The organism is Chitinophaga ginsengisegetis (assembly GCF_900168065.1).
GTDB classification, from domain to species: Bacteria; Bacteroidota; Bacteroidia; order Chitinophagales; family Chitinophagaceae; genus Chitinophaga; species Chitinophaga ginsengisegetis.
Genome location: NZ_FUZZ01000001.1, coordinates 869839 through 889590 on the forward strand (window position 1 = coordinate 869839; position 19752 = coordinate 889590).

15 protein-coding genes are annotated in these 19752 nt (G+C 48.0%); 10 read left to right on the forward strand and 5 right to left on the reverse strand.

The features are described 5' to 3' along the window. The first annotated feature begins 9 nt into the window (after positions 1 to 9). The 3 genes from B5Z18_RS03300 to B5Z18_RS03310 are packed head-to-tail and all read left to right on the forward strand — an operon-like array spanning position 10 to position 2846. Positions 10 to 984 (forward strand): NAD-dependent epimerase/dehydratase family protein, encoded by a 975-nt coding sequence (locus B5Z18_RS03300; RefSeq protein ID WP_079467965.1) that lies wholly within the window; start codon positions 10 to 12, stop codon positions 982 to 984. Positions 985 to 1002: 18 nt separating this feature from the next. Beyond that, complete coding sequence (locus tag B5Z18_RS03305; protein ID WP_079467966.1) at positions 1003 to 2079, forward strand: sensor histidine kinase; 1077 nt, start codon at positions 1003 to 1005, stop codon at positions 2077 to 2079. Beyond that, complete coding sequence (locus B5Z18_RS03310) at positions 2076 to 2846, forward strand: LytR/AlgR family response regulator transcription factor (protein WP_079467967.1); 771 nt, start codon at positions 2076 to 2078, stop codon at positions 2844 to 2846. The genes B5Z18_RS03305 and B5Z18_RS03310 overlap by 4 nt, the downstream gene beginning before the upstream one ends. 53 nt (positions 2847 to 2899) lie before the next feature. On the opposite strand, the gene B5Z18_RS03315 is transcribed toward B5Z18_RS03310, so the two are convergent. From B5Z18_RS03315 to B5Z18_RS03335, 5 genes are all read right to left on the reverse strand, one after another. Further along, a complete protein-coding gene (locus B5Z18_RS03315) occupies positions 2900 to 6112 on the reverse strand; it encodes a chemotaxis protein CheB (protein WP_079467968.1) in 3213 nt (1070 codons plus the stop codon). A 123-nt stretch (positions 6113 to 6235) separates the two neighbouring features. Continuing rightward, positions 6236 to 8020, reverse strand: coding sequence for an SGNH/GDSL hydrolase family protein (locus B5Z18_RS03320; RefSeq protein ID WP_079467969.1), 1785 nt, complete (start codon positions 8018 to 8020; stop codon positions 6236 to 6238). Positions 8021 to 8047: 27 nt separating this feature from the next. Continuing rightward, a complete protein-coding gene (locus B5Z18_RS03325) occupies positions 8048 to 8962 on the reverse strand; it encodes a sugar phosphate isomerase/epimerase family protein (RefSeq protein WP_079467971.1) in 915 nt (304 codons plus the stop codon). A gap of 34 nt (positions 8963 to 8996) precedes the next feature. Beyond that, positions 8997 to 11138 carry an outer membrane protein assembly factor BamB family protein gene (locus B5Z18_RS03330; RefSeq protein ID WP_079467972.1) on the reverse strand — a complete coding sequence of 714 codons (2142 nt, stop codon included), beginning with the start codon at positions 11136 to 11138 and terminating at the stop codon, positions 8997 to 8999. Between the two features lie 132 nt (positions 11139 to 11270). After that, on the reverse strand, positions 11271 to 12722 hold the full coding sequence (locus B5Z18_RS03335; RefSeq protein ID WP_079467973.1) for an alpha-L-fucosidase: 1452 nt from the start codon (positions 12720 to 12722) through the stop codon (positions 11271 to 11273). 207 nt (positions 12723 to 12929) lie between these two features. Here B5Z18_RS03335 and B5Z18_RS03345 point away from each other — a divergent pair, with 207 nt between their 5' ends. The 7 genes from B5Z18_RS03345 to B5Z18_RS03375 all read left to right on the forward strand — a co-directional run bounded on the left by B5Z18_RS03345 (position 12930) and on the right by B5Z18_RS03375 (position 19746). After that, positions 12930 to 13952: a sensor histidine kinase gene (locus B5Z18_RS03345; RefSeq protein WP_079467975.1), complete on the forward strand. Its 1023-nt coding sequence runs from the start codon at positions 12930 to 12932 to the stop codon at positions 13950 to 13952. After that, positions 13949 to 14641: a LytR/AlgR family response regulator transcription factor gene (locus tag B5Z18_RS03350; RefSeq protein WP_079467976.1), complete on the forward strand. Its 693-nt coding sequence runs from the start codon at positions 13949 to 13951 to the stop codon at positions 14639 to 14641. Before B5Z18_RS03345 ends, B5Z18_RS03350 begins: the two co-directional genes overlap by 4 nt. A gap of 97 nt (positions 14642 to 14738) precedes the next feature. Next, positions 14739 to 16721: a TonB-dependent receptor plug domain-containing protein gene (locus B5Z18_RS03355; protein ID WP_079467977.1), complete on the forward strand. Its 1983-nt coding sequence runs from the start codon at positions 14739 to 14741 to the stop codon at positions 16719 to 16721. Between the two features lie 20 nt (positions 16722 to 16741). Continuing rightward, complete coding sequence (locus B5Z18_RS03360; protein ID WP_079467978.1) at positions 16742 to 17380, forward strand: hypothetical protein; 639 nt, start codon at positions 16742 to 16744, stop codon at positions 17378 to 17380. A gap of 18 nt (positions 17381 to 17398) precedes the next feature. Next, the gene (locus B5Z18_RS03365; RefSeq protein WP_079467979.1) at positions 17399 to 17659 is read left to right on the forward strand and encodes a hypothetical protein; all 261 of its coding nucleotides are present in this window, start codon (positions 17399 to 17401) and stop codon (positions 17657 to 17659) included. Positions 17660 to 18024: 365 nt separating this feature from the next. Then, a complete protein-coding gene (locus tag B5Z18_RS03370; RefSeq protein WP_079467980.1) occupies positions 18025 to 19020 on the forward strand; it encodes a S1C family serine protease in 996 nt (331 codons plus the stop codon). Positions 19021 to 19149: 129 nt separating this feature from the next. Then, on the forward strand, positions 19150 to 19746 hold the full coding sequence (locus tag B5Z18_RS03375) for a TetR/AcrR family transcriptional regulator (protein ID WP_079467981.1): 597 nt from the start codon (positions 19150 to 19152) through the stop codon (positions 19744 to 19746). Positions 19747 to 19752: the final 6 nt, after the last annotated feature.

Consider the following 19752-nt stretch of genomic DNA (forward strand, 5'->3'; position numbering starts at 1 on the left):
AAAAAATTCATGAAAAAAGTACTGATCACCGGCGCCAATGGCTTTCTCGGTTCTAATTTAACACGGGAGTTATACCGCATGGGGTTTGATATAAAAATTATAATCCGGCCTTCGGCCGATATGAAAGGCATTGAGGACATCCCCTGTGAAATCTTTTACGGGAGCATCAATAACAACGATGATGTACATGAAGCTGTGAAGGATTGCGACATCGTGATCCATGCAGCCTGTATTACCGCACAGTGGGGCATTTCATTTGCCGAATATGAACATACCAACTTCACCGCCACTAAGTATATTACCGCGGCCTGCCTCGAACACAAGGTGCAGAAATTTATTTACGTGAGCACTGCCAATACCATCGGGCCAGGTGATAAAAACAGTCCGGGTAACGAACTAAACGGCTTTACCCTGTTCAATGCCAACTCCGGTTATATCAATACTAAATACCTTGCACAACAATATGTGCTGGAACAGGTGGCCAGCAGGCAACTGCCGGGCATCGTGGTAAACCCCACCTTTATGATAGGCCCGCATGATGTGAAACCCAGCTCCGGTAAACTGATCCTGTACGGACTGAAACACCGGTTACTTTTTTATCCGCCCGGCGGTAAAAACTTTGTGCATATCAAAGACGTATGCCGGGGTATCATCAATGCTATTGAAAAAGGTAAAACAGGCGACTGCTACCTGCTGGCCGGTCAGAACCTCAGCTATGCAGAATTCTTCCGGTTGCTGAAAAAGATCTCCGGCAAACGGCAGCTGCTCGTCCCTATCCCGGGGTTTATCCTGAAAGCAGCCGGTATCATAGGTTCCCTGCCGGGCATCTCCGGAAAATTAAATTATACCACTGCTTACATGCTATGCCTCGATAACTATTACTCCGGCAAAAAATCGGAACGGGAACTGCAGCTCAGCTATACCCCCGTAGAAGCTGCTGTTACAGGCGCATTTACGTGGTTTAAGGAAAATAACTACATTTAGTAATACACAAGCCATCAGATGAACTTCCAGGAAAATGAAAAATTATTCTCCAGCAAACTGTTCCTGTACCTTTCCAGGATACTGATACTGTATACCTTCAGTATCATCTTCAAATCCTTTGACCATACTTTCGTAACAGGTTTGCAGATGATGGATTTCAGGGGACAGATGTTCAGCCTGTTCTATGTGGTGTTTGGTCTTATTGCCTGGGAAGGCGCCGCCTGGCTGGCCCGCACGGTAGAAAGGAAAACAATGAACAAACACACATCCGGCAAACTGGTGTTCCTTTGCGCCGTTCTGCTGATATATGGTGTGCTGGTGGCGTACCTGTTTGGCCTCTTCTATTCGTTGAGCGATATCCTGTTGTTTAACCGCTATGAAGCATGGGAAAGCTTCATCCGCTTCAGCTACGACCTGAACTTCGGCACGTTTATGTTTTACCTGCTGATCTTAACATTTAACGGGATCATCTTTTACTATTCCGGCTGGAAAGAATACCAGCTGCAAACAGAAAGACTGATGCGGGAAAATATCCAGGCAAGATATGATGCGTTACGCAACCAGATAGATCCGCACTTCTTTTTTAATTCGCTCAGTGTACTGACCAACCTGGTATATAAAAGCCCGGACCTTTCCGCCGATTATATTACGCAGCTGGCCAAAACATACCGGTACATTCTTGATAAAAAGTTTGAGAACCTGGTACCCGTACAAACGGAACTGGATTTCCTCGATGCTTATCTTTTCCTGATCCATATCCGCCACCAGCAAAGCATACAGTTCAGCGCCGATATCCCGGAAAAGGTAAAAGCCAAAGGGATGATTCCACCGGTAACCCTGCAGATGCTCATTGAAAACGCCATCAAACACAACCGGTTTTCCGCACAGGACCCGCTGCTGATCACTATTAAAAGCGATGGTAATTTCCTGGTAGTATCCAATCACAAAAGACCCAAAGTTCACCCGGAAATTTCTTCCGGTATAGGACTTGAAAATATTCAGAAAAGATATGCGCTGATCAGCAACAGCAATATTGAAATCAGCGAAACAGCAGAAATGTTTATTGTAAAATTACCCATCATCAGTGGATCATGAGAATAGTTATTTTTGAAGATGAGATGCATAATGCCGAGCGGCTCATTCAGTTACTGCACAAGTGTAATGCAGCGATACAGGTAGTTGCGGTTATTACTTCCGTGGAAGAAGGAATCCGGTGGCTGGAACAGCAGCAGCCGGTGGATCTGATGCTGATGGATATCCAGTTATCTGACGGCAACTGTTTTGAAATATTCAGCAAAACAAAAGTACGTACGCCCATCATTTTTACCACGGCGTATGATGGCTTCGCACTACAGGCGTTCAAGGTAAACAGTATTGATTACTTACTAAAACCAATCGACCCCGACGATTTAAAGAATGCCTTAAACAAATACGAACAGTTCAGACCAGCCAATAATTACACCGTAGACATCAGCAGGATCGCGGAAGAGTTTCTGCGCCGCGACAGTGCCCGCTTTATCGGCAGGATCAACAACCAGCTGATCTATGTAAAAGCGAAAGATATTGCCTGGCTGCAATTTGCGAGGGGTACCACCTGGGCCACCACCATTACCAATCAGCGGGTACCACTGGATTATTCTCTCGATCAGATTGAACAACTGCTGGACAAGCACCAGTTTTTCCGCATCAACCGGCAGTTCATTATCCAGATAGATGCCATTAAAAAGATCACCACTTATTACAATAGCAGATTAATTCTTCAATTAGCACCCGATGTTGATACTGATGTTATTATTAGCCGTGAAAGGGTTTCTGAATTCAAAAACTGGCTCGAAGGAAAAAGCGAAAGCGCCGGGGGGTGAAGAGGAATTACCGAAGGCGGTCCCTTGCTGAACAGGAAAATAAAAACAGGCTATCAGCCCTGCGTTTGTTTGGGATTAAAGAAGATTTTAAAGGTGCTTCCTTCGTGTAAGATGCTGTTCACTTCCGTCATGCCACCGGAAGCATCTACAATTTTCCTGACAAGGAACAAACCGATGCCTAACCCTTCCATTTCCGGATGCAGGCGCTTATACATATTGAATACGGTCCCGAGTTTATCCTGTTCTATTCCGATCCCGTTGTCTTTTACTTCCAGCAACAGGAATCCGTTTTCTTTGCGGGTATTGATATGAATTTTCAGCTGCCGGTCCGGCGACCGGAATTTGATGGCATTGGTGAGGAGATTATAGATAATGCTGCGAAAGTTCTTCTTCGAAAATACCAGATGGCTTTCTTCAAGATTTCTTATAACAACCGCCTTAGCAGCCTGTACTTTATCCTGGATACTAAAAAAAACTTCATCCAGTATGGTACTGACATCAACTTCCTGTGCTTCCTTCAGCGACTCGCTTTCAATTTTCCCTACTTCCGCCAGCTCCCGCAGGTTTTCTTTAAACCTGACAATAGAAGATTGAATCATATCTGTATACCTGACAACCTCATTGTCTTCCATATCCAGTTTCTCATCCAGCAATCTCATCAAACCTTCTATATTCGTAAGTGGTCCTAACAAATCATGAGAGGCAGAGTATACAAAATTATCCAGGTCTTCATTAATGCGCTGCAGGCTCAGGTTGGAACGGTGTAACTCCAGCTGGGCTTTATTCAAAAGAGTGATATCATTAAAAGAAATAATTGCACCATCCTGTTCATGATCCAGTTGCCGGATATAGGGCATTATCATCATCTGGTACCAGTTTCCATTCAGCGATTCTACTACTCTCAACAACACCGCGCCATTTTTGATTACCGAAAGGAGGTCCTGTTCGAGGGAATTGTATTTAAAATTGACGGTAATATGCTGAATGGGTCTGCCGATATCGCTTTCCTGCAGATTGATATGCTTTACGGCGGCAGGAGAAAACTTTTTCAGCATCAGGTTATTGTCTACAAACAATTGCCCGTTGAGGTTACTCCTGAAATAATTATCCATATCATCGTTCAGCACATTGAGTTCCTTTATTTTCAGCTGGTAGTCGGTGTTAATAGTTTGCAGCTCTTCATTTACCGATTGCATTTCTTCATTGGCGCTTTGCATTTCTTCGTTGGCAGAAACCAGCTCTTCGTTGAACGACTGCATATTTTCACTGGATGCTTCCAGCTTTTCGGTAGCTTCCTGTAACCGTTCGCGGGTATCTTTCAGTTCTTCTTCCAGGCTTTGCAGGCCTGCATTGAGATAAGTTTGTACATCAAAAGGCTGTACTTCCTGTTTTTGTTCTTCCTTATTTTCGCTGAAAAGTACCAGCAGCAGGGAGCGGTCCCCTTCCCTTGCACGAAGCGGGCGGATAGTAAGATCAATTATTTTCGCAGGATCATAATCTGCCACCGGAATACCGGTTACGGTTATACGCTCATTATCCTTCCTGGCCTGCCTGGCGGCTGTTACATACACCACCCCAAGTGATTTTGGCAGCAGCTCCATCAGGTCAAAACTGAAGACCTGCTGCAACAGGAAGTGTTCTACCTTGCCGAAATATTTAACAACCTGGTTATCCTGGTCCACACACATACCGGCAACATTTACTTCTTCCAGCAACATTTCATTTACTTCTTCCAGCATAATACTTCGCTTTCCGGTATTACCGGTTTTTTTTGATGGAATTAAAGGCGCCAAACTATTATCTGCTATCATCACCGGCGTAAATATATCGAACCTTACAGACCGGGCCGATTCCTGGTTACGGTATATTTTCCATTTCTTATTAATTTCTGTGAGATAGGGTAATAACATCCCGGGATTTTCGCTGGAGCCGAGGAACAGGTATCCTTTCTGGCTAAGTCCGAAATGCAGCATCGAAAGCGCCTTTTTCTGCAGAGATATGTTCATGTAGATGAGCAGATTGCGGCAACTGATCAGGTCCATGTTACAGTATGGCGGATTCTTTACTACGTTATGTTGTGCGAAGATCAGCATTTTGCGGATATGCTGTTTGATGCGGTACCCATTGCCTTCCTGGTTAAAATATTTCTCCAGTCGCTCTGCCGACAGCTCACTCCGGATGGCATCTCCATATAAACCTTTACCGGCAAACTCCAATGCTGGCTTATCTATGTCGGTGGCAAATACTTTTACCTGGATATCCTTACCGGCTTTTTCTAACTGTTCGTGTAACAGGATCGCCATTGTATAGGCTTCTTCTCCGGTGGCACAGCCTGCTATCCAGATCTTTATTTCTTCTTCTTCCTTTTTTCGCTGCACAATTTCCGGCAATACCGTTTCCGCAATCACCTGGAAAGCCTCCGGGTTCCTGAAGAAGGCAGATACACTGATCATAAAGCTTTGGGCCAGCGTTTCCACTTCGCCGGGGTGTGCCAGGAGGTATTGATAATAAGCTTCCACAGCATCTAAAGCGAGATATACCATGCGTCGCCTGATACGCCGCAGGATGGTGGTGGGCTTATATTCTGAAAAATCAAATGGTAAACGCTCCCTGATCAGGTCAATAATAGCGATCACACTTTTATCTTCCATTGCCTGCGCGGCGGGAGGCAAAATACTTCTCTTCGCCTTACTTACATACTGTGTGATCACCATGGGCATATCTGCCGGCGCCAGTATATGATCTGCCACGCCGGTAGCAATAGCCTCCAGGGGCATACTGTTATATTGGGCGGTATCCGGGTCCTGTACAATAATTAATCCTCCTGCCCTGCTGATATTCACGATTCCTTCACTGCCATCATTGCCGGAGCCTGAAAGTATGACGGCTATGATATGATATTCACTATCTGCTGCCAGTGAGTTGAAAAAGGTGTTGATAGTTTTATGGGGAGCGGAACTGCTGTCCTTGTCTTTCAGCAACAGGCGGCCGTCCTGTATGGTCATGCACTGCTGGCTGGGGATCAGATACACCTGGTTAGGCTCTACGAGCATATTATTGGCTGCTTCCGTTACCTTTAACTGACTGTGCCTGGAAAGTATTTCCGCCATCCGGCTTTTATAATCGGCAGGGAGGTGTTGTATAATCACGTAAGAGGCCTGCGCCAGCGGGGTGTGATCAAAAAAAGACTGCAGCTCTTCCAGACCACCGGCAGAAGCGCCTATGGCAATAATAAAATGTGGTTCCTGGTTATAATGAGTACTCATGCAAAATATTTAAGCTACTTTCCTTCTTATTCTGATGAGACCACCGGGAAGTGTCCGGTTATATTTCATCTAATGTAGGAAATAATAACCGGCCACCATTTTTTTATTACCTGCCCTTAAATATTAATTATTCTGCATTTTTAGATATCTATTGATCAACGCGCCTAATTTCTCATACCCTGTTTCATTGGGATGCAGCCCATCCGTAAACAATTGCTCTTCAATTTTCCCTCCCGGTTTCAGGAACAGTTTTCCCGCATCCACGTACTGGATATTTTTACCGGCAGCGCGTTTTGCGATCAGCTGGTTGATGCGTACTACCCTGCTTTCCATATTTCGGCGGGGCAGGATACCCATCAGTATAATTTTAGCAGCACCCTGCCTGGCCTGTATTTGCTGCAACAGGTACTTTATACCATCCGCAATTTCCTCATCGGTATTTGCCTGCAGGTTGTTGGTACCAATCATTAATACAATATAGCCCGGCGTAATACCATCCAGTTCGCCGTGTTGTACACGCCATAACACGTTCTCAACCCGGTCCCAGCCGAAGCCCATATTCACGGCCTGTTTGGGCTCAAAGTATTTGTCCCATGAACTGGTGCCCCTGCGCACTTTTGCCACGGGGTTGCCTCCCCAGAAATGCGTAATGGAGTTGCCCATGAACACTACTTTGGGTTGATGCGCTTTGTTCCAGGCCAATACTTCCTCATGCCGGGTTTCCCAGTCGTAGGTAGCGGCATCGCGGCGTTGTGTAATGGGCGTAGTGGTAACAGTGTTACCACTTTCCTGATGAAAAATTTCACGGATCTTTTTCGCATAGGCGTTAGCGTAGTGCATCATGCCAATGTCGTTGGGATGAGTGCCATCTACCATGCTTTCAATGTCCTGGCCTATTTCGTCCTTTGTGAGCAGGCTGATATTTTTCACGCCGGCTTTCAGCAGGGAGTCCCTTACTTCGCGCAGGGTGATGTTTACCTGCGTATACAGGGCTTTGCGGGTGGAGTCCATTTCACCATCGGTGTACCCGTCGTGTTCCGTGAGCAGGATAGGCGTGCCGGGGCGTTGCTGCTGCAAAAAAGTAACGGCGTTGGTGATACGTTTTTTCAGTTCAGCGCCGGCGTATTGGGCGCCGGTAAGATTAGGCAGGCAATCCAGTACAAAGAGACGGGCATCCAGTTCAGCCACCCGGTCCAGTACTTCCTTCTCGAGGCGGCCGTTGCCGGAGAACGCGAGATTGATCACGGGCGTTTCCAGCTGCCGGGAAAGGAGATTAGTCCAGGCCATACCCGGCCGCGATGCACAGGCGCCCTGGGCAATAGAGGTGCCGTATACCACAATGGGCGCAGATTTACGCACCGGCAGCGGTTTCAACATGCTTTCTGCCGGCACATCAACAGACAACCACTTTACGGAATTATACAACGGCAGATAAAGCGTATAATCGATATTCTTTACATGCTGATCGTATTTTTTCAGGCGTGTAAACCGGTATACGATGGTATCACGGAAGTCATATTTCCCTGCGCACCACATCCATTGTCCATCGATGCTTTTGGCGTAGAGATCTACCCCGCTTACACCCGTGGCAGCCATGTGCGGCATAGCTGCAGGGCCGGAAACGGTATATTTAATCACTATTTCATCGGCGTCTGTTCTGAAGCGGAGACTGAGCCCTGCGCTGTTGTTAGACAAGTTCCATACCGGCGGCCGTACTTCTTTTTCTGATATAGCGGGCAGGCGGTCGTAATAGTTTTTTAATCCTGTTTTCCATCCCTGCCCTTCCAGCGCATACACGCTGTCGGTAGTGGCTGGTGTCCATGTTTTAAAAGCGCGGGGTGTTTGCGCAAAGCACATACCTGCGGATAACAGCAGCGCCGCAATAGCGGGCATCATTTTCATCTTCATAACACAATCGTTCGTTGTTTCTATAAATTAATAGCCCCATTTTTTCATTACTGCCAGGTCATCGCGCACTGCATCCAACGGCGCCTGTCCCTGGTAGGACTCCTGCTCAATAATAAAGTGCCTGGTACCACCGGATTTTTTACCGAGATCAATTACTTCTTTCACCGGTATAATACCTTTGCCCAATACAGTGCTTTCGTACTTACCGCCCATTTCACCTTTGTCTGTTTTAATTTCATCCTTTACATGCATCAGCTCAAAACGGCCAGGGTACTGCTTTATAATATCCAGTGCGATGCCGCCGGCGTGATACATATTGCCAATATCCAGCTGCTGCGCTACCAGGGAAGGATCCGTGTTCTGCAGGATGAGGTCAAAGATCTTTTGTCCGTTCAGTTGCTGGCTGAATTCAAAATCATGGTTATGATAGCCGAACTTCATCCCTGATTTTTTACATAACGCGCCGCTTTTATTGAATACATCCATGTAAGCTTTGAAGTCGTCGTAGTTCTTACGCAGGCTTTCATCCAGCCACGGGCTGATCACATAGTGCTGTCCTACGATGGCAGCATCTTCCACCGTATATTTCCACTCGTCGGTGAAGTCATTCTTTGCGGCGTCCCAATGTTGTTTACCCATTACGGTATGTCCGCTTGGCATCAGCAACCCGAGATCGTCCAGGAGTTTTTTAAACTCTTTGGCGGAGTAACCATAAAATTTCCGCTTGCTGTATCCGGCATGTTCTACATTTTTGTAGCCCATGGCGGCGAGCTGTTTGAGCGTACCCGACGGATCTTTTTTCATATCATCGCGGATAGAATACAGCTGTATGCCCAGCACCGGCTTGCGTACAGTGGCAGCCAGCAGATCCTTTGACAACAGTGCGGTGCCGGCGATAGCCAGGCTCCCTTTCAACAGGAAATTTCTTCTTGAAATGCTCATAATAAAAGATATTTTGGTTGTTGAATGATTACTATTAAAGGGCAAATGCCAGGTATGTATCTCCCGGTTTCTTTCCCAGTTTACCACCACCGCAGGCGATCACCACAAATTGTTTTCCTTCCACTTCATATACTGCCGGTGTGGCAAAGCCACAGGCGGGCAAATCAACTTCCCACAGCAGCTGTCCTGTTCTTTTATTAAACGCCCGGAACTTACTATCGGCAGTAGCTGCAATAAACAGCAAGCCGCCGGCGGTTACCACGGGTCCTCCGTAGTTTTCCGTACCACTGTGAATACCTTTCGCTTTCAGTTCGGGATAATCGCCCAGGGTATCTTTCCACAGCACTTTTCCCGTGTTAAGGTCAATGGCGCTCAGCGTGCCCCAGGGCGGCATTACGGCCGGGTATCCTTCTTTCGTTAAAAATTTATTATAGCCGGTAGTGCGGTAAGGTAAATTCGTATATGCATCCACGTTCTTCCGCGGCGCGGTAAACGGTTGCTGTTGTTTCGACTTTACATCCAGTAAAAAAACGGCCAGCGCCTGCTGTTCGGTACTGTCCAGTTGTTTGAAGGCCGGCATCATTCTCCTGCCGGTATTTACCAGTTGTGTTAACGTTGTTTCCGTATATTTTGTATGGATATTTAAGAGAGATGGGAAATTACCGCCCCCCTTTCGCTCCGGTCCGTGGCACGACATACAATTGGCGGTATACAACCGCTTCCCTGCCTGGAGTTGTGTTTCCGTAACCGGGGCATGCTGGTTTTTTGTTTCCACCATCGTGAGCACCCAGGGCATTTCGCTGGCGTTTACATACATCACACCCGTTTCCGGATCTGCTGCGGGTCCACCCCATTCAGCGCCTCCATCGAAGCCGGGAAAGATCACCGTGCCCTGTTTGGATGCCTGCATGAAAAGCCGGCCGGTTTTGTAGGACGCCAACCGCGCCCTGATATCTGCGTAGGACGAATCCGGTATCAATGTGTTCAGGTCTTTTTCCAACAACGACTGCCGCACAAATGGTTTAAAAAAAGTAGGCACCGGCTGTGTGGGCGACACCCATTCCCCGGGCAATGCCGTGTCTGCCGGCACAAGGGTTTCCGTTACCGGGTATAAAGGCTGGCCCGTACGGCGGTCCAGCAGGAAAATGAATCCTGTTTTGGTGACCTGTACCACTGCTTCCACCTGTTTGCCGTCCTTTTTCACCGTTACCAGCATTGGTGCGGTTGGCAGGTCCCTGTCCCACAAGTCATGATGCACGGTCTGGAAATGCCAGATCCTTTTACCCGTGGCGGCATCCAGTGCCAGTACGCAATTGGCGAACAGGTTATTGCCGGGTCTTTTACCACCGTAGAAGTCATCAGTGGCGGATCCTACAGGCGCATATACGATGCCTTTTTCTTCATCAAGACTGAAGCCCGCCCAGGAGTTAGCTCCCCCGGTATGTTGCCAGGCATCTTTGTCGTTCCAGGAATCGTAGCCTTCTTCACCCGGCTGCGGGATGGTATGAAAAATCCATTTCAGCCGGCCGTTATGCACGTCGTAAGCGCGGATATAGCCAGGAGCCGCTCCGGCGGCTTCTCCTACGCGGGTGCCTACAATCAGCAGGTCTTTATAAATAACGCCCGGTGTGGTGGAAGTGATATCCAGTTGATCCATATTGCGGCCCATATCGCGGTGAAGGTCCACATACCCGCTATCACCGAAAGTATTTACAGGCGTACCGTTCAGGGCATCTATACAATACAGCCGGCCACCGGCGGTATAAAAAATGCGTTGTTCTTTGCCGTTGTTTTCATAATAGGTAATACCTCTGCAGGGGTTAAACTGGAAAGCGGCCTTTTCACCGGGTTTTACGGGGTCAAATGTCCAGTAAGGCTTACCGGTAGCCGCATGCACGGCAAACAATTTCAACTGCGGCGAAACGCCATACAGTCTTTCGCCCACCACTATTGGATTTACCTGGATCTGTGTCCGTTCTGCGGTGTCGCCGGTGCGGTATTCCCAGGCTACTTTCAATTGTGAAACATTACCGGTATCCAGTTCCGTTAAGGCGCTGTAGTGAATGTTTTCCCTGCTGCCGCCATACACCTGCCAGGTGCGGTGAGCAGTATTCTTTGAGGTGCAGGATAGTAATAACGTGGAAACTATCAACCCATAGGTGAAATTCAAGCGCATCGGAAAGAAAATGATTTCTGTTCCTTTAAAAATATACTTTTTAAAATTCTTTTTTAAGAAAACTACGGCAACGGTAAAAATAGCAAAGAGAAGGCAGGTTGCCTTCTCTTTGCGCTGGGTATGTAATAGATATTATCCTTTCATTTTCACTACCAGCAAGCCTTCCGGCACATCCCCGGGGTGCAGGGATGAGAGATCTACCAGGCAATCCTTCCCCTTCTGCTGCCATTTGATGGCTTTGCTGCTGCCCAGTACGCTGGCTATAACGCCCTTGGCCGGCGTATAGTTACGGATCCATACCTGCTGACGGTAGGAAGGCACAAAGCAATACACTGCGCCCGGCTTTTGGGTGAAGAATAGTTCCACGTTGGCATGCTGATCAGATTTTTTCACCAGCTGGGAAATGTTGTAACCCGACATAAAGCTGGCTTCCTTTGTTTCCGGGCGTTTGCCGGCGCTCCACTGCTGGCTTACTGTCCAGGGTTTGGAGTCGTAGATCGCTTCGCCGTTTACCTCCAGCCATTTGCCGATGTCCAGCAGTTTCTGCTGCATGATCACAGGAATACGGCCGTCTGCTGTGGGGCCTATGTCCAGGAGGAGGTTACCGCCCCTGGATACAATGTCTACCAGCATCAGCACCAGGTCAGCGCTTTTCTTGTAGTCGTCGGCGGTTTCCATACGGTTATAGCCGTACGATTGTCCGATGCCCTGGCTTTCCTCCCAGATAACACCGGGTTGCATCCCGCTGCCATATTCAGAAGTAAGATAGGTGGCGCCATTATTTTTACCACGGGTATTACTGCCCCAGCGGTCATCTACCACTACTTCATTTTTTACCGGCGACTCATTAAACAGCCAGGCCAGTAACGAAGGGCTTTGCCAGGCGGTATCTGTCAGCTCCCATTCCCCATCTGAAAATATAATGGAAGGTTTGTAACGGGTCACCAGGTCTTTGAACTGCGGCGTCATCACTTCCTTTACATACCGTTGCTTATCTTTTAACCAAAGCGGGTTAAACCATTCGTACAGGGAATAGTAGTAGCCCATCTTCAGTCCTTCCTTGCGCACGGCGTCTGTAAGATCGCCGAGCAGATCGCGTTTAGGCGTTCCCGTAACAGCGTTCCAGGAATGGCCCCAGGATTCATTAGCCTGCTTATTATCCCACAGGCAGTAGCCTTCATGGTGCTTGGAAGTAAGCACTACATACTTAGCGCCGGAGCGGCGAAACACTTCTGCCCACTGCTGCGGGTTATACAATGAGGCGGTAAACTGGCTTTCAAAATTTTCATACGGCGTATCTTTCCCGTAATTCTTATCATGAAAAGCCTGTACCTGCTGATGGGAGCCTTCTTTGGTGCCTCTCAGGTTGTGCCAGTACCATTCGGAATAACCACCGGGGCCTACTACTGCATAAGAAGGCACTGCATATACACCCCAGTGAATAAAGATGCCGAACTTGGCGTTGCTGAACCAGGCAGGGATACCGCGTTTGTTGAGCGAGTTCCAGTTGGCTTCATATTGCTGGGCAAAAACCAGGGAGGTGCTCATCAGCAAAATGAGCATCCCGATACCGCGTTTTATCATAACAGAAATTTAAATCTTAATCGTCCTCAAAATTAATCATTGCGTTCACCCATAATAATGGTATTTTCTCTGAATATAATAAATACTTCCCTGTCGCGCTGTTTGCGGATGTTGCCGGCACATTTACCGGGGATGTCTATTCTATCTTTATGAGGGCCGTTAATGCGGGTAGCTTTATAAAAATCAGTAGCTTTATCCGGACAGCAGATGAAAAAAAATATCTCCCTGAAAAAAATTACTATCACACTGCATATTGTTATATGGAGTGTGATATTGTTGCTGCCCTATATCGTTTCCAGCGCAGCCAACGGCTACCGGATAGGCAGTTTGCCGGGTTTGTTCTTTACTATTTCCGGTGTTATCCATATGGCCATCTTTTATATTCATGCCCTGGTGCTATATCCCAGGCTGTGGAACAGGCGATATTGGTGGCTTTATTTCCCGGCGGTATTCCTCCTGGTATTTTTATCTTTCCCGTTAAAATATGCCATCATGCTACACTGGTTCCCGGATGTGGTCCGGGATCTGGCGGCTTATAAATTTGTGTTTGGCCCGTCGGTGGGTATCTATATTATCAGCCTGGTATACTGCCGTGTAACAGATATGCTGCGCGCGGAAAGGCGGCAGAAAGAACAACAGGCGGAGCAGCTCAGCTCAGAACTGAAGTTCCTGCGTTCGCAGGTAAGTCCGCATTTCCTGTTTAATGTACTTACCAACCTGGTATCGCTGGCCCGGAAGAAATCCGATCAGCTGGAACCGGCGCTCCTCATGCTATCCGACCTGATGCGTTACATGCTGTACGATACGGGGAAAAAGGTGCTGCTTTCCCAGGAGATACTGTATCTCAACAGTTACATTGCCCTGCAAAAGCTGCGCTTCGGCAGCGAAGTGGCCATTAACGTGAAGATGGCTACCAGTGAGGCTGCCGGCAACTATACTATAGAACCCATGCTGCTGATTCCATTTGTAGAAAACGCTTTCAAACACGGTACCGGCTATACGCCGCATCCTGCTATTGATATACAGCTGGTGATGAAAGGAGATGTACTTATCTTTGAAGTGCTGAATGAGTACGATAATGATCCCAACGCCAGCAAGGATGAGAACTCAGGCATTGGTTTGGCAAATGTAAAAACAAGACTGCAGCTGCTTTACCCGGAACGGCATCAGCTGCAGATCAGGGATGAACCGCCGCTGTTTCATATCACCTTAACACTGAAGCTCACATGATACGTTGTATAGCCGTAGATGATGAACAACTGGTAAGGGAGCTGCTGGAAGATAATATCCGGCAGGTGCCTTTCCTGCAACTGGTAAAAACCTGCCGCAACGCCATGGAAGCGCTGGAGGTATTACAGCAGGAACCCATTGATCTTATTTTCCTGGATATACAAATGCCCAGGCTGAATGGCCTGCAGCTGCTGCAATCCCTGCAACAGCCGCCGATGGTGATTCTTGTTACCGCCTATGAAGAATATGCGCTGGAAGGATTTAACCTGCAGGTAGTGGATTACCTGCTTAAACCTTTTTCCTTTGAACGTTTCCTGAAAGCGTGTAACCGTGCCAGTGAGTTGTTCCGCCTTAAAAAACCGGCGCCGGCAGAAGAACATTCTTTCTTTGTAAATGTGGAATACACACAGGTAAAGATCCTCACGGCAGACATTACCTATATAGAAGCACTGAAAGATTATATCAAGATACACCTCTCCGGTACCGCTAAACCTATCCTCACCCGCATGACCATGAAAGCCATGGAAGAGAAACTTCCTGCCGGCGCGTTTATCCGCACACATAAATCCTACCTCGTGGCGGTGAAGAAAATTACGACCGTTAAACGCGACCTGGTTTGCATCGGCAACATCGAAATACCCGTGAGTGAATTCTATAAAGAGAATGTAAACAGGATGCTGCAATCCTGAACCGTTCCCGTTTTGTCGCAACACTTCCCCCTCCCGTCTACTCTTCAAAATACCAGTAATACTTCCCGGTAGCTTTGCGGTTATAATACTAACCGTCATGAAAACAGGGTTATTTTTTATCGCACTGCTTCCTTTTGCCGCCATTGCGCAAAGCAAACAGGACACCACTATAAAAAGCAAACGCCCCCTGCAGGAAGTAGTGGTAAGCGCCGGCAGCTTTGAAGCCAGCGACCGTGCCAAAGGCGCCTCGCTTACACCAATTGATGCCGTAACAGTAGCAGGCAGTAATGCCGATATCTCACAGGCGCTGCGCTCCCTGCCGGGCGCGCAACAGATCGGGGAACAATCCGGGCTTTTTGTACGCGGCGGTACCGGCGATGAAACCCGGCAGTTCATCGACGGCACCCTGCTGAAAACACCCAACTACCCCGCTGTTCCCGGCGTGCCGCAATATGCGCGGATCAACCCCTTCCTGTTCAAAGGCATCCTGTTCAGCTCAGGCGGATACTCCGCTTTATATGGTTCCGCTATGAGCAGCGCGCTTATCATGGAAAGCACCGACCTGCCGGAAAAAACCTCCGCCAGCTTCAGCGTGTTCCCCGCCAACCTGGGCGCAGGTTTCCAGCACCTGGCGCAGAATAATAAAAGCAGTTATGGCGTGAATCTGAACTACAGCAATCAATCGTTGTATAACAGCGTAGTGCCGCAGGTACCCGACTACTTCGCCGGCCCCGCTTATGCAGACGGCAACTTCAACTTCAGGATACGTACCGGCAAAACAGGTATGCTCAAACTATACAGCAACTGGAGCTACAGCGATGTAGGCATGCGTAAACCAGACATCGACAGCGCCGCTCTTAACGCCGGCTACCAGGTGCGCGGCTGGAACAGTTACAATAACCTCAGCTTCCGCAGCTACCTGAACAACAACTGGAAAATGGACCTCGGCGCGGTGTACAGCTATAACCGGGAAGCAACGGCCAACAGTCTCACGGATGCGAAAGGCAATACCGCCGTTTCATCTCTCCCTTATAAAACAGGCAATAGAACGATCCGCACCGATTTTGCACAGGCCAGGGTTGTATTCACCCGCTTCTTCTCCAAAGGACAGGCACTGCGTTTTGGCGGCGAACATTTCTATACCCGTGATAAAGGCATGTCCAACGACAGCGCCCTTGCATTAACGGATCACCTGTCGGCGGCCTTCGCGGAAGGCGATATTTACCTCGCCCCCAACCTCGCTGCCAAAGCCGGTGTACGCATGGAATACGCTTCTGTGTTGCGTAAGCTGGTGGTAGCGCCCAGGCTCAGCATTGCTTACCGCCTGCCCGATGCCAGCCAGTTTAACCTGGCCTATGGCATCTTTTACCAGGAACCGGCCAACGATTTTCTGTACCGGTACCGTGATCTCAACTTTTCCAGCGCTACCCATTATGTACTGAACTATACTAAAAAAGCGAACAACCGCTTCTTCCGGGCAGAGCTGTATTATAAAAAATACCACCACCTGGTAAAAACAACGCCCACGCTGAGTAATAACGGGAACGGCTATGCGCAGGGACTGGAACTTTTCTGGCGGGATAAAAAAAGTGTCAAGGACCTCGACTATTGGATAACGTATACCTACCTGGATACCAAACGCAATTATCTTGATTATCCTTACGCCCTCCGGCCGTCCTTTACAGCGCCGCATACTACTACCGTGGCTGTTAAAAAGTTTTTCCGGGAGATCAGCACCAATGTGAATGTTTCCTGGGCGCTGGCTGCGGGACGCCCCTACTACCATATCAATACACACGGCATTACCGATCAGGGTACTACTAAGGCGTATAACATCGCTAACCTGCATATAGCTTACCTCTGCTCCTTCTTTAAAAACCGGAAGTGGAAAGACTTCTCCGGCTTTGCGATGGGGGTTAACAACCTCTTTGGCACCAAACAGGTGTTCGGGTATCAATACAGCGCAAACGGACAATTGAGGGAACCTGTAACGCTGCCGGCTACACGCGGTTATTTCATCGGCGTATTTATGAGTTTCGGTATAGACCGTACCGACGACTTTCTTAATAATAATTTATAAAACACTAAACACACATCAACATGAAAAAGTTATTTATCTGTGTACTTCTCGTGGTAGTAGGCTATTACAGTGGCATGGCGCAATCCGGCGCATTACAACAGGCCGTGAACAAACTGGATCAGGCACAAACCGTAAAAGACTACCAGGTGCTGGAGAAAACATTTGCCGGTATCAGCGAACAACCTGCATGGCTGCCTCCTTACTATGCAGCATTGTGTAATGCAAAAATTGGTTTCCTCCTGCAGGATGACGGTGAAAAGATAGAGCCTTTTGCCGACCGTGGGGAAACGCTGGCAAAGCAGGCGCTCTCGCTGCTCGACAGTACTACCCAAAAGAAGGAGCTGGCAGAAGTATACACCGTGCTGAGCATGGTATACCGCACCAAAGTATTCATCAATCCAATGACGTATGGCCGCAAATACGGCGTACTGTCCGGACAGATGCTGCAAAAAGCGCTGGCGCTCGAACCCGGTAATCCGCGGGCATTGTATGTATCGGCATGGGTAAAATACTACACTCCCAGAATGTGGGGTGGCGATAAGGAACAGGCAAAGAAACTGGCTACAGAAAGCCTGCAAAAGCTGGGAAACCCCGGAACAGATGTGTACCCGCACTGGGGCCGGGCTGACGACCAGCAGTTACTGGCGAAAATTAAATAACCTTTAAAAAGAATGATTATGGGACTTGGGATTATTATCCTGCTGCGTGTGCTGTTTGCTGCCAGCATGGTATTTATTATCGGTTATGTTTTTGGCGGCTTTTCAAAAAAACCGGCCCTTCGCACTATCACTAAAGTAGCTTCTATACTGGTGATTGTATTATTCATCGCGGCCAATGTGCTACTCACCCGCATGGCTATACGCCAGTGGAATAATGGGAATAATGATCCGTGGTGCAAGCATGGACGTGAGGTAAAAACAGAAATACCCCGTCCGTAAAAACTAACAGGACCGGCCATGATAGCCGGTCCTGCTTTTTTTATAATTTATATTCCTGGTTTACCAAAGCGAGCCAGGTCTTGACGGTGGTAGCCTTCCCAGACATAGTTTTTTGTATCCAGGGCAGATGGTAATACGGCCAGGTTGTCTTTGCTGATTGTCCGCCCTATAAACCGCATCCCACAGTGCCTGCAAATCAATTGCCGGCATAGTTCCTTATTAGACGAAAAACATTCCCCGTCAAAATAGCTCAATAACTATAATTTTCAAGTGCTCAAAAAGTAAAGATGGCATAAAGCCGGCCCATCAGATGCCAAAACGGCACCTGCAATAATCTGGAAATAAATTTGAGCCGCTGGGTTATTATGGATAACTCAATTTCATTTCTTACGCATCAGGCGTCGAACGATAGGAGTTTATTAGATGCCTATTCTCAAACCGTTACCGGCGTAGTGGGTACTGTAGCCGAATCGGTGGTACATATAGAAGTACAGAAGAAGGTAAGCGACCAGCGAACGCGGGAAAGGCGTGCGCAGGGAGGCACCGGTTCCGGCTTCATTATTTCTTCCGATGGTTTTATCATTACCAATAACCACGTAGTGGAAAACGCCGACAGTATTAAAGTGTCGTTTGTAGACGGCAGGCGGGTAAACGCAGAGATCAAAGGGGCCGACCCCTCCACGGATATTGCCGTATTGAAGATCGACGAAACGGGGTTGAAAGCGATGCCGCTGGCAGACTCCTCCATGCTGCAGGTAGGACAAATTGCGATTGCCATTGGTAACCCGATGGGATTACAGTATACCGTTACCGCAGGAGTGGTGAGCGCATTAGGACGTACGCTCCGGGCCAGCAATGGCCGGCTGATCGACAACGTGATCCAGACCGATGCTGCGCTTAATCCGGGCAACAGCGGCGGCCCGCTGGTCAACTCTATGGGGCAGGTAATTGGCGTGAATACCGCCGTTATCGCATCCGCACAGGGACTTTGCTTTGCCATTTCCTCCAACCTGGCCGCACAGATTGCCGGTCAGCTGATCCTGCACGGAAAGATCCGGCGGGCGCAGCTGGGCATCGCCGCACAACCGGTAAACCTCAGCAGCAGGATGATTGGCGCCAATAAACTCAATACTCACACGGGTGTATACGTGTTTGAAACCGTTCCGGATGGCAACTTCTATAACAGCGAACTGCATATCGGCGATATCATTATTGCCTTTGATGGCAAACCGGTTACTTCCGTAGATGACCTGCACCTTTTATTATCCGATAAACAAATCGGCAGAAAGATCCCGGTAGACATACTCCGGGGTGGCAGGAAACAGACAGTGGAAGTAATTCCCGGCGAAATAAAAAATTAATAGTGGCACCTGAAAGATGAGGCTGTTCCGGAACAGGGATGTTCCGGGGCAGCTTTTTTTATTGTCTCCCGGAAGAAATATTTCATAAGTAAACAAACATTTACTTACTTTGCAGTAATATATTACCACATGAGACCTAAAAACCTGGAGAAAGAGGAAGCCATCCGCACCATTGCATTGCAGATCATTGCCGAAGAGGGACTGGAAAACCTCACCATGCAGAAGCTGGCGAAGGCAGCCAACATATCGCCTAGAACGATTTATATAAAGTACAAAGACAAAGAAGATCTCCTGATAAAATTATTTATTGAAGAAGTACTGGGCCCCTATGAAACAGCCGTGCTGGAAAACTTTCATGCCAGCATGGACTTTGCAACAGGCGTTAAAAAGCTGTGGCAAAACAGCTTCCGTTACCTCACCCGTAACAGGACGCATTTTGCATTGCTTCAGAACGGGAAAACTTCTCCCCTGCTTAACAAAGCATATCAACAGGCAAACATTGAACAGGGACAATATTTTAAACCCATCCACCAGTTCTTTAAACAACAGGTAAAACAAGGCGTAGTCCGCAACTTCCACCAGGATATTTACCGGGCCTTATTATTCGCTCCCCTTCTGGAACTGGTCAATGAATATTTTGATTATACAGAAAGACCTAAACAAATCATCACAGAGAAAGTGATACTCGACTGCTGCGAAGCAGTGATCAAAGGAATGCTGAAATAAAACAAA